We start from the raw sequence: 12,242 nt of genomic DNA on the forward strand, positions 1-12,242 counted from the left end.
CTCAGAACAGGGCGATCAGCTCGTGGCGGAACTTCCACAGGCCGGTGATGAGGATGTTGACGATGGCCAGCGGGATCAACGTCTTCCAGCCGAGGTTCATCAGCTGGTCGAAGCGGAAGCGCGGAAGCGTCCAGCGCACCCACATGAAGAAGAAGATGAAGAAGATGATCTTACCGAAGAGCGCCAGCGTGCCGAAGACGTTGGTCCAGAGATCGGTGGCGCCGGCCTGGTCCACGAAGGGGATGTCGTAACCGCCCAGGAACAGCGTGCTGATGACCGCGCTGCTGATGAACATGTTCACATACTCGGCAAAGAGGTAGAAGCCCAACTTCATGCTGCTGAACTCGGTGTGGTAGCCGCCCACCAGTTCGGTCTCGCACTCGGGCAGGTCGAACGGCGCGCGATTGGTTTCAGCGAAGGCGCACACCAGAAAGATGAAGAAGCCCAGCGGCGCGATCGGCGTGGCCACAATGTTCCAGATGCCATCCACCTGGCCTGCCACGATGCCGCCCAAGCTGAGCGTGCCCGTGTGCACGATGAGCGCCACGATGCTGAGGCCCATGGCCAGCTCGTAGCTGATCATCTGGCTGCTGGCGCGTATGGCGCCCAGCAATGCGAACTTGTTGTTGCTGGCCCAGCCGCCGAGCATTATGCCGTAAACGCCGATGCTCACCATAGCGAACACGTACAGGATGCCGATCTCGGGGTCAGCGGCCTGCAGGTTCAGGGTGAAGTCGCCGAGGACGATGGTGCCGCCCCACGGGATGACGCAACCCGTGAGCAACGCCGTGGTCATGGCGATGGCCGGGCCCATGAAATAGAGCCAGCGGTTGGCGGTGGCCGGCACGAAGTCCTCCTTCATGAACATCTTCACGCCATCGGCGATGGGCTGCAGCAGCCCGAACGGGCCAGCGCGATCAGGACCAACGCGATCCTGCATGAAGGCGGCCACCTTGCGCTCCCCATAGGTCTCGTACGCCGCCACGCCGAGCGTGATGAGCAGCAGTACGCTAAGGAAGATGACGGTGGTAAGGATCATCGGGCCGAGCGGTGGCGAATGTAACGGGAGAGGTGGAGCGGCAAGACGGGCCTGCTACCATCATCCTTCCGCAGGATCGTTCACTACAGCGCGCGATCTGGCAATGGCCCCGCCCAATGGCTTGGAAAACCACACCCCCAAGCCCACCAGCACAATCAGCGGTAACATCCAGATCAGCTTGGCGCCGAACCGTTGTGCCACCACCACCATGCCCGCATTGATGAAGCAGTTCGCCACGTAGCTCAGCACGATGAACAGAGCGATAGCGGGGAACAGCGGGCCGTTCCTCCTGTACACCGACACCACGACCGGAAGCATCAGCACCAGTGCAACCACCGTCACCCACCAATAGAAGGTATTCAAGCGGCTGACGGTCGGGCTGAAAACATCCGGCGTGTTCTGCTTCATGGCTTCGAACCGTTCGACTTCCGCAGGGAAGAACCGGGCAATGCGCCGGTGCACGGTGCTCCCCGGCTGGAACTGCACGTTCCCTTCTCCGATCCCAAAAGCCGATAGCTGGCGGGTGCCGAACTGCACTGTGGACGCGATGATGCCGTTGCGCGTGGCGTTATCAGCGAACATGTCCCCAATGATGCGCCGCAGGTCGGCCCGCATCCGCTCCCGGCTGGGATAGGAGTGCGCCACACCGCTGCTGTCCCAGAGGAAGATCTCCGCGCTACGGGGCAGGTCTACGGCGCGGGAACAGAGTTCATAGTTCTTCTCCGGACAAGCACCATTGAGATACGCTTGCAGATCGCCCGTTTCCGCCAAGTGCGCCGCGTAGAACGCCTCCGTGGATTTCACCATGGAGATATTGAGCGCGACATAAGCGATCCCGGTCCCGAGCAAAAGCCGCCAGCTCTTCCCCAGTATCGCCTTCCGATCCCGCAATCTGGTCTTCCAAAGGATGACCAACAATAGCGGCACCAAGCACACGGCCAATGCCAAGTGCGAAGCGTGCATGGCCAATGCAAGCACATAGAGCCCCAACCAACCGGACCACTGCCTGTCCGAGAGGCCGTAAAGCACCAACGCCATCACCATCAGCGGTGTGTACACGTCCGTCATCACCTGGCTGCCCAGGAACGAAACACCGGTAAGGCCGCACACAACGATCGCGATTAGCATCGCTAGGTGCGGTGCGAAGAGGCGGATGAACGCAAGGGTGGTAGCGGCGAGCAAAGCGCACTGGAAGAGGACAACTATCCAGAGGCTCACACCTTCCAAGCTGGTGAGCCGCAGCAATAGGCCATAGGTGATGGGTCTGTCCACCGGTGTTTCCAGCAGGAAACCGCACTCGATGTACGTGGCGGAATCAGGGTAGAACGTCGGGTAGCCGTTCCAAAGGGCCACCCACATCAAACCTGCCATGAAAGCTGCGAACTGCAGGCCTTTCAACAACGGAGGGCGTGTGCCCATGATAGCGGCAATGATCGGCCGAAGCCCCTACCGCTCCATGATATTGAACGGCTCCACCTTCGGCGCATCGGGGCCTGCGGTGGTGAGGAGCTTCTGCTTCAGCTTCTCGGCGTAGTGGCCTTGGCCGATGACGCTGTGGCGGTCGATCTGCCGAGGGCCTTCAATGGTCCAGTCGCTGGTCTTCTTCTTCTCGAACCGGCAGGTGTTGCAGATGAAGTCCTCCACCTCGCCCCATTGGTCCTTGCGACCGGTCACGCGCAGGATCTCCTCCCCTTTCATCCACACCACGGCCCTGCCGGTGCACTTGGGGTTCTCGCAGTTTCGGTGGGCGTCCTGCGGATTGGTGAACCACACGCGGCTGGCGAAGCGGAAGGTCTTGTCGGTGAGCGCGCCCACGGGGCACACATCGATCATGTTGCCGCTGAAGTCGTTGTCGATGGCCTCTTGCACGTAGGTACTGATCTCAGCGGCATCGCCCCGGTTGATGGCGCCGTGCACGCGGCCATCGGTGATCTGCTCGGCCACCTTCACGCAGCGGTAGCAGAGGATGCACCGCGTCATATGCAGCTTGATGGTGTCGCCGATGTCGATGGGGTCGAACGTGCGGCGCTCGAACTGGTAGCGGCTGGCCTCGGCGCCGTGCTCGTAGCCAAGGTCCTGCAGGTGGCACTCACCGGCCTGGTCGCAGATGGGGCAATCGAGCGGGTGGTTGATGAGCAGGAACTCGGTGACGCCCTTGCGCGCGTCGAGCAGCTCGGCGTTGATGGTGTTCTCCACCACCATGCCGTCCATGACGTTGGTGCGGCAGCTGGCCACGGGCTTGGGCATGGGGCGCGGGTCCTTCTCGCTGCCCTTGGTCACCTTCACGATGCACGTGCGGCAGTAGCCCCCGCTGGTCTTCAGCTTGCTGTAATAGCACATGGTGGGGGGCACCACGTGGCGATGCGCCTTGTCGCGCTCGCCGATCATGCGTGCCGCCTGCAGGATCGTGGTCCCGTCGGGTACCTCGATCTCGATGTTGTCAATGGTGACCTTGGCCATTTGCTTCATCCCGCCACGCTCCGCTCGTGTTGACGAGCCTCTTTGCGATGACGGTGGCGAATGTAGGAGCGGCATGCTTGACGCCGCTCACCCGCGCGAAGCACCTTCAACCCTGAGCCCCGAACCGCTGCCGCCACGGGCAGGGCACGGTGCCGTAGCTACAATACACGCAGCAGGTGCGCGGCTTCGGCCGGGCCACGATGCCGCACCTGGGGCAGTGGTAGAAGTGCACGCTGGCGTTGGCGGGCATCTGGTCCAAACTGCGACGGCCACAGCACGGACAGGTGATGCGGGAGAAATAATAAGGCTTGCCGCGCAGACGGGCCGTGGTGCGCCAGCCCACCCAGCGCGCCAGCTTCGGCGGGTGCATGGCAAGGTGCATGGTTCCCTCAGAGCGTGCTGGCGAGCAGGGCCAATGCAGTAAGCGCCAACAGAAGGGCGTAGGCCAACAGGGGGCCGCTGTTCTTGCGTAAGGTTGCGTTCATGGTGTTTGGTTTTGTGGGTGCAAAGCACCGCGGTGCGCATGGCCTGCACGCAACCATCGCGTGAAGCTTCGTGCTGTTGGACACCGCCCCGTGTTGAAGGATCGTTACGCGCAGCGCGGCGAATTCCCGGAAGCTTTACCTGTCCGGAACATGGGTCGGCACCCTTACGATTTCATTCGCCCCGACAAAGCCCCCAAGACCCGATCGGCCCAGCCATGGTGCGGACCATCGGGCCCAACAGACGAACGCCTCCAGGGATGGGGGCGTTCGTGTTGCATACCATATCCCTTGCGGTGAGCGTTCATCTTGCATGAAACGCTTTGCCCTGCTGCTCTGTCTGCTGGTGCTTCTGCTAACGGCCTGTGCCGGCCCGCGCAAGTGCAACGGGCAGCGCGGTGTGCGCACGCCCATGGGGGTGATGTGATACGGCTGAGCGACTCGCCTTCGCTCAGCGATCGTTAAAGACACCCCATGGCATCGCAGGCACGCGCACGTTCCGTTTATTTCGTTGTTGAAGAACCCGCTCCCATGCGCACGAATTCGCTGATCGCCTTTTGCTGTGCCGCGCTCTTCCTGGCGTGGACCGCCTGCCCGGATGGGGCATCGGCATCCCGCACCCAACGAACATCAGACGCGCACGAGGATCTTTTGGAGGCCGACATCGAACAGCGCACCTGCGCATTGGAAGTGGTGCTGGCAGTGCACAACATGCCTGTACCGCACGTTGCCGACAACGCCCCATTGAAGGGTCCGATGCCCATGGATGTGCCGCCGGGCGGTGCGCTTGCCTGCCTGCCGCCGCCCACGGAATGATCGTACCCTGGCTTCAGCCGATCAACCCCCGCGCCTTCGCCATGAGCCACGGCGCCAACGCAGTAACGATCGGTACCAGCACCCAGATGCGGCCGCGCGACAAGTCGTAGTCGACCAGCAGCTCGCTCCACGGCTTCTTGAAGAGGAAGTGCCCGGCTCCGAACTCGAAGCCGAGCGTCATGGCCAGCCAGAGCGCACCAATGCCCAATGCTTGCGGTGCACCGTCGGGTCCCATCCAATGGATGCCCAACCAGGTGACGAGCAGGATCAAGCCGCACAACATGAGGGTGCTGATGGCGAGACCCCATGCGAGACCGGTATGCGGAATGATGAGCTTGATGCGCACCGTGCCGTTGCCGATGGCGAGCACCATGAGCACGAACCAGAAGAGGATGGCTTTCCACCACATCGCAGGTTGTTTCCGGAAAGGTGCACGTGAACACCGCGAACGCAACTGCCGTACGTCAGCCACGCTCCTTTCGCATCTTTATCCCACCCACCGCACTGGTTCCATGCTCCCACCATGGAAGAACGCAAGCAGGAAATAGAAACCGACCACGCCTGGCTGGAGCGCGCGGGCGACCTCGTCATCCAACGTTGGAAGCCGGGCATCACCCTCGACGTGGCCACCATACGCAGTACCATGCTGGTGCGCCATGAGTTCTTCGGTGCCGACCCCTATGTGATCATCGTGGTGGTGCCCGAGGGCAGCCGCTTCGCCATGAGCTTCCTGGAGAACAACCAGTACAAGGGCACCGCTGTGGAGACTTCCATCATCGGCATGGTGAACGTGGTGGAGGAGGAAGATGTGCGCGCGATCGTGTCGCTCTACTTTGCACAACATCCGCCCGGGTACGAGTTCGCGGTGGTCGGTAGTATGAGCAGTGCACAGGCGTGGGCCAAGGCTTTGCTGGCACGCGAAGGCAAGGGCTGATCCACCTCAGCGACGGAAGCTTCACTGCACAGGCACCGCACGCCGCTCGCGTACTTGACGAGCCAGCACCAGCGCGCCCACCAGGCAGATGCCGAAGAGCAGCGCTTCCACACCGCCGAGCCAGGCTTGTGTAGTGGTGCCCAGGTCCGCATCGCCGAAGAGATCGCCGAGCGCATCGAGGCGAAGGCGCGATGTGACGAAGGAACCTTCGAGGCTCTTGAGACTGCCCGCGAAGAGCTGTCCACCAGCCAGCGGGATGAGCACGCCCGCCACTGCACCCGCCACGCCCGCGCCCACCACGGGCCGCCATGAGGGGAAGGCATCGAAGCCACCACCGAGCAAAGCACCACCGGCCAGCATCGCACCGAGCAGCGCTCCTTCCAATGCGCCGGTGATGCCGGGCAACGTGCGACCGAAAAGCAGGTTGAAGGCATCGAGGCCGAGCAGATCACCGATGCCGCCCACGAGCATGCCGCCGAGTGCCGCGCCCACGATGATCCACGCCTTGCGCTGCTGCGCCCAAAGGCCCGCCGCTGCAATACCCATGCTCACCCCGAAACCACCGGCCATGCCGATGAAGACGACCAGGCTGAGGAAGACGACCAAGGTGCTGAACGTGCCCACGCCTTCGGCGCTGGTCGCGCTGGCCATGACCAGTCCGTAGAACAGGCCACCGACCAGACCGGCCACACCACCGCCCAGTGTACCCGCGATGCCCTCGCGGATGGCGCGCTCCAGCGACTTGCGTTGGTGCGGCGCCACTTGGGCAGATGCTTCCGCGACGGCAGCGGCGGGGGCTTGCGCTGGCGCATCAGGCTGCCACACTTCAACCTTGCCCACGAAACGATAGCCGTAGCGCGGCACCGTTTGCACATAACGCGGCGCGGCCGCATCATCGCCCAGTTGGCGGCGGATGTCCTTGATGCATTGCGTGAGGGCACTGTCGCTGACGATGACTCCGCGCCACACCTCCTCGAAAAAGCGCTCCTTGGAGATCAGCTCACCGTGCTCACGTAGCAGGAGCACCAGCGCATCGAAGTAGCGGCCGTTCAGCTCTATGAGGCGGTCGCCGTGCCACAGCTGGCGTCCGGGAACGTCAACGCGGAAGTCATCGAAGCGGAAATGCGTGGCGTTCAGCACCATATCACGAATATCTCACAACTCCCTCATGCCGCTCATGCACCACCGGCGGACGTTTGCGCCAGCAACAACGGGGACGATCCCGCGCATGAACAACGGCACAAAACAACAAACACGAACGACCATGGCGAGCACGCAGGAGCACAAAATGACAATGGACACGAACAGGGATGAACGGTGGCTGGGCCGCCTGCGGGTGATCGACTGGGGACTGGTGGCCATCCTTCTTCTTCTGCCGGCCATCGGCATGCAAGTGAGCGATGAGGTGAACTGGACAGCGAGCGACTTCGCGCTGGCGGCGGTGCTGCTCATCGGCACCGGGCTGCTGGTGGAACTGGTGGTGCGCAGGAACCGCGACAACAACTACCGCGCAGGCGCCGTGCTGGCGCTCTTCACCACCCTGCTGCTCGCATGGACCAATGCGGCGGTGGGTTTCGTGGGCTCCGGGGTCAACCCGGCCAACGTGCTTTACGTGGCGCTCATCGGGGTGGCCTTCGCCAGCAGCATCGCGGTGGGCTTCAAGGCGGCGGGCATGGCAAAGGCCATGACCATCACCGCCGTTGCGCATGGGCTCATCACCATCATGGCATTCGCCACCGGCCTGGTGCGCGTGGAAGAGACCTTCATCATCATCGTGGTGAACGGGTTCTTCATCGGGCTGTGGAGCGTCGCAGCGGTGCTGTTCAGGCAGGCCGCTCGCGGCACGCCGCTCAGCACCTGGCAGCGGCTGATGCTGCCTGTACTGTTCATCGCCATGGGCCTCGCGCTCATGGTGTACATGGTGGTGGTGGAAGGCGAGCCCGGCGCGGTGCCGCTGCTGTTGGTGCTCGCGGGAATGGGTTGGGCGGGCGTTACGGTGTTGAGGGCAAGGGCGCAGGGGAAGTGAGCGCGAGTTGGGCGCTCACTTCAGCTTCGTGTGCGGTTAAGAGTGGTGAACCGGGCGCGCTACCCCAGCAAAGCCTTGTTCTATTGCAACTTGATGTAGAACGACTTCTTCGTTCGGAAAGGCCGAGGGTACTGTCGTTCGCCCTTGTCGTCAAAGCCCGTTGACTTTCCCCGGAAGTGGCGCAGCTCCATCTCCCGCACCGAGGACAACCAGAACTCGTGGTCGATGAAGACAGGGTTGGACACGTTTTCATCCCAACCGATGGCCAAGTAGTTACGGAAGCGAAGAGGGCTGTTGCTCTGATCGAATTCCTGCTGGGCAACGCTTGTGAGCGCCTTCGGTTTATCGGAACGGGACTCCTTGACGACTTTCGTCTCGGCCTTGTTGAAAGCAAACTGCTCGCTCGGGTAGAGCTTGAACTGGGCATGGTCGAGGTAGGAATGCGGTGGAACGAACACCACCTGCTGCGCGCGTCGGGATACCGATGCGGTGGATGACGAGGAGAAGCCGTAGGAGGCGATGGTAGAGGATCTCATCCAGCCCCAATCCAAGCTTTGAGCACTGACGCCTTGCATCGTTCCGGTTGTGCTGGCTTGGCTGACCTCAACGCTTTCCCAGTAGTCGTACTTGGCCCCGTTGTATATGAAGGAGGACTTCTTCCAATCGATGTACAACGGACGACTGCTCGTGTTGTACACGGAGAAGGCCATCACGCCCTCCGAAGCATAAAAGCTGTAGGAGACGACAACACTGTCGGATTCGAAGACCCATTGATCCGGGGAAAGGCTCTGGCGAACAGAAGCCGTGTTGAACACCTGGATGCGCTCCTGGGCACACCCTGCGAGCAAGAGCGCGCCGAACAGGATCGAGTACGGTCTCATTGAGGAAAAGTAGATCACTTCCGCCACATGGCCCAGCGCTTCGGCGTGCGCGGTGAAGAAAGGTCATTAGCGCTCCTCACTCCACGGACTTCCGTCGTCGCCAAAGCGTGCGGATGATCCAGCGCCACCAGAAGAAGAGCACGCCGAAGGTGAAGAGCACTGCAAGCACGGAACCCGCCATGTGTGCCATGCGGTATCCGGCGGGTGCATCCGATGGCGGGCCGGAGAAGTTGATCAAGGGCACCACCGCCGCATACGTCAGTAAGAGCGCGACGGGCAGGCTAAGCACAGCAAGCACCTTCTTCCACATGATGGGCAAGGTAGGTGGCACATGGAAAGTCCAGACCCGCCGTCGGTCCAGGATGCCTATGGTCAATGGATACTGAACGAAATGCGGAGCAGCTACAGGTGTGACAGCCGTGATGCTGCGGAGGGCGCTCGATGCGAAGGAGGCCACATTGGCAGAAAGATGATCGAAGCCATGCACGACATGCCGAGCGGAACGAAGTTCCACATCAAGTCACGATGATGACCAACGACGAAGCCCCAGTGCGCACTGGGGCGAGCGCAGCGTTGGTGTTGCCCGGGTGATCCCATGTGCGACCAACATGCGGAATTATTTTCCGCATCGAAGCAACCCGTGATCGGCAAGCGCCGTCTAGGGGTCCGAATGCGCGAGCCGCGTTCGAACAATACGGAAGGAACAACGGAGAACATCGTGATCATGACCAGCAACAGCCTACATAGGAACAAGCGACCCATGCAGGGATCAGCGATAGGCAATAGCGCGCTCAAGGGCTATTCGTTGCCGATCAATAGCGAACGGAAGCAGTTCGACGCACGCACGTACCGGTGTTCACCACGATGATGTGATCCACACAGCATCAGCAGCGAACCCGGTCCGAAACGACCGGGTTCGCTGCTTTTGGCCAGTGCGGTACGCGAAGGGGATCCCCGCAATGGGCTGAACTCCGAGGGATCGGAGCGCGGGGATCCCCTGATGGCAATGCCGGGTTGGTGAAATGGAAGACACTCCTCGCTCAGAACGAGGCGCTTGAAGGTTCGAGTCCTTCACCCGGTACGGAAGAAGTTCTTTACATACTGTGCTTTCAGCACAAAACATCTTGCTCGAAAGGGCAAGCACGGGGAAAGGCCGATGGTGTCGGACCTGATGAGGGTCTCTTAGCACCCCTTGGTGCCGCAGCGTTTCGCATGCGGTATGCCGCCACACGGTCGTTCTGTTCCCCTCCAATTGGAAGTCGCAGGTTCGAATCCTGCCATCGTCGCCACAACAAACAGACGATGTAGCTCAGCTTGGCCAGAGCACCAATAGACGTGGGTTCGAATCCCACTCCGACTGAAAATCGGATAGCTCAGCGGTAGAGCACTGGATTTAGGTTCCAGAGGAAGAAGTAGGGCGCTTCTCAAATGCCCACCTCGCTGAAAGCGGTGATGGATCCACCGGCCCGACGCTGCCCTTGAGCGCAACGGACGACCGGCCTTCGTCCTGCGAGCAACGCTCTGCATGAAAACGGCTTCGTGAACTCCTTTCATCCGAACGCATCGGGATCAATGTCCGCCCATGGGACAACGACGATGGCGCGCAACGGTGAACGGACAAGCGCAACCCGCGACATGCATCGCTGTTCCCGACGCAGGCAGGTGGTTGATACACATTGCTTTCTCACTCATCCAAGAGCGTACGCGCTCACCATATACCGGCGAGGTGCCCACCGGACAAAGGGCACCATCATTCACCAGCGTGCCGCACGGTACTGCGACGCGTTGGCAAAAACACAAGTACCATGGTTCAAATACTACGCATCAATCAAGGCCGCGTCGGTCTGGTCTTCCGCAAGGGCGACTACCTCCGCGTGATCAAGCCCGGCCTCCACCTCCTGCGTCCGTTCGACGTTGTGAAGGTGTACGACACCGCGCACCCCTTCACCGCGCCGGTGGAACTGGACCTTCTGTTGAAGGATGCCGAACTGGCCGCGTTGCTCACGGTGGTGGAAGTGCGCGACGAGCAGATCGTCCTGAAGTACCGCAACGGCAACTTCCAGGAAGTACTGAAGCCCGGTCGCTACGCCTTCTTCAAGGGGCTGGTGCAATACGCGTTCATCACGCTGGACCTGCGTGCACTGGAACTGCCGAAGGAGGTGGACCGCGAACTGCTGATGAAGCCCGCGCTGCTGCCTTACATCCGCGCCTACGGCGTGGAGCCGTACGAGAAAGCGGTGCTTATGGTGGACGGTGAAGCACAACGCGTGCTCGACGCGGGTACCTACGTGTTCGCCAAGAACGCCACCGCGGTGCAGGTGCTCAAGGCCGACATGCGCCAGCTGCAGCTGGAGGTGAACGGCCAGGAGATCCTCACCAAGGACAAGGCCGCCCTGCGTGTGAACTTCACGCTGCAGTACCGCATCACCGACATCCGCAAGGCGCTGTTGGAGAACAAGGAGTTCGAAAAGCAACTCTACGTCCTGGTGCAACTGGCCCTGCGTGAGTTCATCGGTACCCGTCTGCTGGACGAAGTGCTGGCCGACAAGGACGCGGTGACGGCCTACGTGAAGGAAAGCGTGAGTGCCAAGGCCGAAGCACTGGGTGTCGCCATCAGCGCTGGCGGTATCAAGGACGTGATCCTGCCGGGCGACATGAAGGAGATCATGAACCAGGTGCTGATCGCGCAGAAGAAGGCGGAAGCCAACACCATCATGCGCCGCGAGGAAACAGCGAGCACGCGCAGCCTGCTGAACACCGCGAAGCTGATGGAAGACAACGCCATGCTTTACAAGCTGAAGGAGATGGAGTACGTGGAAAAGATCGCGGAGAAGGTCGGCGCCATCACCATCAGCGGCAATGCCAAGGTCCTTGACCAGCTGAAGGAGCTGTTCAGCGCGGGCAAGGGTCCTTGAGGAACAATAGGTGAAGGGCGGGGTACTGCACGGACGCGTGCAGGCTCCTCCCGACACCACCACCCATCAGAAGCTGAAATGGATGCCAGCACCGCTTTGCGAAAGCGGAGGATGAAGGTTCGAGTCCTTCCTGATGGTCGAAAACACGAACGAAAATGGAACTGTACGAATTGAAGCCTTCGCTGCAACGGCGCCAGAAACGCCGTGACAAGCGATTGGACGAGGAGGTCATCGAGTGCTACCGCCGCGGGTGCGGATCGAAACATGGCAAGGGATACCTGAAGCGGACCCGCCATTCGGTACCCGATGGGCCGACCATGCACGAGAGCATCAAAGCGCGGCACACCGGAGAACGCAAGGGCTTGAACGACAACCTGGAGCCGCTCATCCGCTACCTGCGCTCACATGTGGGCAAGCATTGGGACAAGGTCCATTCAGACCTCTGCCGATCGCTGGACACGAACACGGTAACGGGTCACCATGTGATGCAGCACCTGAAGCACCTGGTACACACCAATGTGGTGAAGGATGGCATGCGCTTGATCACGCACGATGGACGACAGCCGCGTGAACTGAAGGATGATACCTGGTATCGCCTGCCTGAATTCTATGTGCATCCAAAGAGCGGTGTGCTCATGGTGGTGAAGCACAAGCGCAAGCAGCGGGGACCGAACTACAGGAGTTGACAA

The 12,242-nt window shown here is 61.2% G+C and carries 13 protein-coding genes and 2 tRNA genes; 7 read left to right on the forward strand and 8 right to left on the reverse strand.

What is annotated here, in order from left to right; genetic code table 11:
• Position 1 precedes the first annotated feature (1 nt).
• The 4 genes from nuoH to IPJ76_06990 all read right to left on the reverse strand — a co-directional run bounded on the left by nuoH (position 2) and on the right by IPJ76_06990 (position 3,818).
• Positions 2-1,039 carry an NADH-quinone oxidoreductase subunit NuoH gene (gene nuoH / locus IPJ76_06975; GenBank protein ID QQR87961.1) on the reverse strand — a complete coding sequence of 346 codons (1,038 nt, stop codon included), beginning with the start codon at positions 1,037-1,039 and terminating at the stop codon, positions 2-4.
• 60 nt (positions 1,040-1,099) lie between these two features.
• Positions 1,100-2,458, reverse strand: a complete 1,359-nt coding sequence (locus IPJ76_06980; GenBank protein QQR87962.1) for a hypothetical protein — start codon at positions 2,456-2,458, stop codon at positions 1,100-1,102.
• Positions 2,459-2,485: 27 nt separating this feature from the next.
• Positions 2,486-3,508: a (2Fe-2S)-binding protein gene (locus IPJ76_06985; GenBank protein ID QQR87963.1), complete on the reverse strand. Its 1,023-nt coding sequence runs from the start codon at positions 3,506-3,508 to the stop codon at positions 2,486-2,488.
• Positions 3,509-3,605: 97 nt separating this feature from the next.
• Positions 3,606-3,818: a hypothetical protein gene (locus IPJ76_06990; GenBank protein QQR88413.1), complete on the reverse strand. Its 213-nt coding sequence runs from the start codon at positions 3,816-3,818 to the stop codon at positions 3,606-3,608.
• A 637-nt stretch (positions 3,819-4,455) separates the two neighbouring features.
• Between IPJ76_06990 and IPJ76_06995 the strand changes: the two genes are divergently transcribed.
• On the forward strand, positions 4,456-4,797 hold the full coding sequence (locus IPJ76_06995) for a hypothetical protein (GenBank protein QQR87964.1): 342 nt from the start codon (positions 4,456-4,458) through the stop codon (positions 4,795-4,797).
• A 13-nt stretch (positions 4,798-4,810) separates the two neighbouring features.
• Here the strand turns inward: IPJ76_06995 and IPJ76_07000 are convergent, their stop codons facing one another.
• On the reverse strand, positions 4,811-5,206 hold the full coding sequence (locus IPJ76_07000; GenBank protein QQR87965.1) for a hypothetical protein: 396 nt from the start codon (positions 5,204-5,206) through the stop codon (positions 4,811-4,813).
• A 114-nt stretch (positions 5,207-5,320) separates the two neighbouring features.
• On the opposite strand from IPJ76_07000, the gene IPJ76_07005 reads away from it, so the two are divergent.
• On the forward strand, positions 5,321-5,731 hold the full coding sequence (locus IPJ76_07005) for a hypothetical protein (protein QQR87966.1): 411 nt from the start codon (positions 5,321-5,323) through the stop codon (positions 5,729-5,731).
• Positions 5,732-5,752: 21 nt separating this feature from the next.
• On the opposite strand, the gene IPJ76_07010 is transcribed toward IPJ76_07005, so the two are convergent.
• Positions 5,753-6,874: a transcriptional regulator gene (locus IPJ76_07010; protein ID QQR87967.1), complete on the reverse strand. Its 1,122-nt coding sequence runs from the start codon at positions 6,872-6,874 to the stop codon at positions 5,753-5,755.
• Positions 6,875-6,959: 85 nt separating this feature from the next.
• Here IPJ76_07010 and IPJ76_07015 point away from each other — a divergent pair, with 85 nt between their 5' ends.
• Entirely contained in the window at positions 6,960-7,757 is a 798-nt protein-coding gene (locus IPJ76_07015) for a hypothetical protein (GenBank protein QQR87968.1), read from the forward strand.
• Between the two features lie 80 nt (positions 7,758-7,837).
• Here the strand turns inward: IPJ76_07015 and IPJ76_07020 are convergent, their stop codons facing one another.
• Both IPJ76_07020 and IPJ76_07025 read right to left on the reverse strand, forming a co-directional pair.
• A complete protein-coding gene (locus IPJ76_07020; GenBank protein QQR87969.1) occupies positions 7,838-8,638 on the reverse strand; it encodes a hypothetical protein in 801 nt (266 codons plus the stop codon).
• Positions 8,639-8,714: 76 nt separating this feature from the next.
• Positions 8,715-8,948 carry a hypothetical protein gene (locus IPJ76_07025; protein QQR87970.1) on the reverse strand — a complete coding sequence of 78 codons (234 nt, stop codon included), beginning with the start codon at positions 8,946-8,948 and terminating at the stop codon, positions 8,715-8,717.
• Positions 8,949-9,646: 698 nt separating this feature from the next.
• Here IPJ76_07025 and IPJ76_07030 point away from each other — a divergent pair.
• The 4 genes from IPJ76_07030 to IPJ76_07045 all read left to right on the forward strand — a co-directional run bounded on the left by IPJ76_07030 (position 9,647) and on the right by IPJ76_07045 (position 12,239).
• A tRNA-Leu gene (locus IPJ76_07030) sits at positions 9,647-9,719 on the forward strand.
• Between the two features lie 724 nt (positions 9,720-10,443).
• On the forward strand, positions 10,444-11,553 hold the full coding sequence (locus tag IPJ76_07035; protein ID QQR87971.1) for a slipin family protein: 1,110 nt from the start codon (positions 10,444-10,446) through the stop codon (positions 11,551-11,553).
• 63 nt (positions 11,554-11,616) lie between these two features.
• A tRNA-Arg gene (locus IPJ76_07040) sits at positions 11,617-11,691 on the forward strand.
• Positions 11,692-11,708: 17 nt separating this feature from the next.
• Complete coding sequence (locus IPJ76_07045; GenBank protein QQR87972.1) at positions 11,709-12,239, forward strand: hypothetical protein; 531 nt, start codon at positions 11,709-11,711, stop codon at positions 12,237-12,239.
• Positions 12,240-12,242 lie beyond the last annotated feature (3 nt).

This window comes from Flavobacteriales bacterium (genome assembly GCA_016699575.1).
Lineage (GTDB): Bacteria > Bacteroidota > Bacteroidia > Flavobacteriales_F > PHOS-HE28 > PHOS-HE28.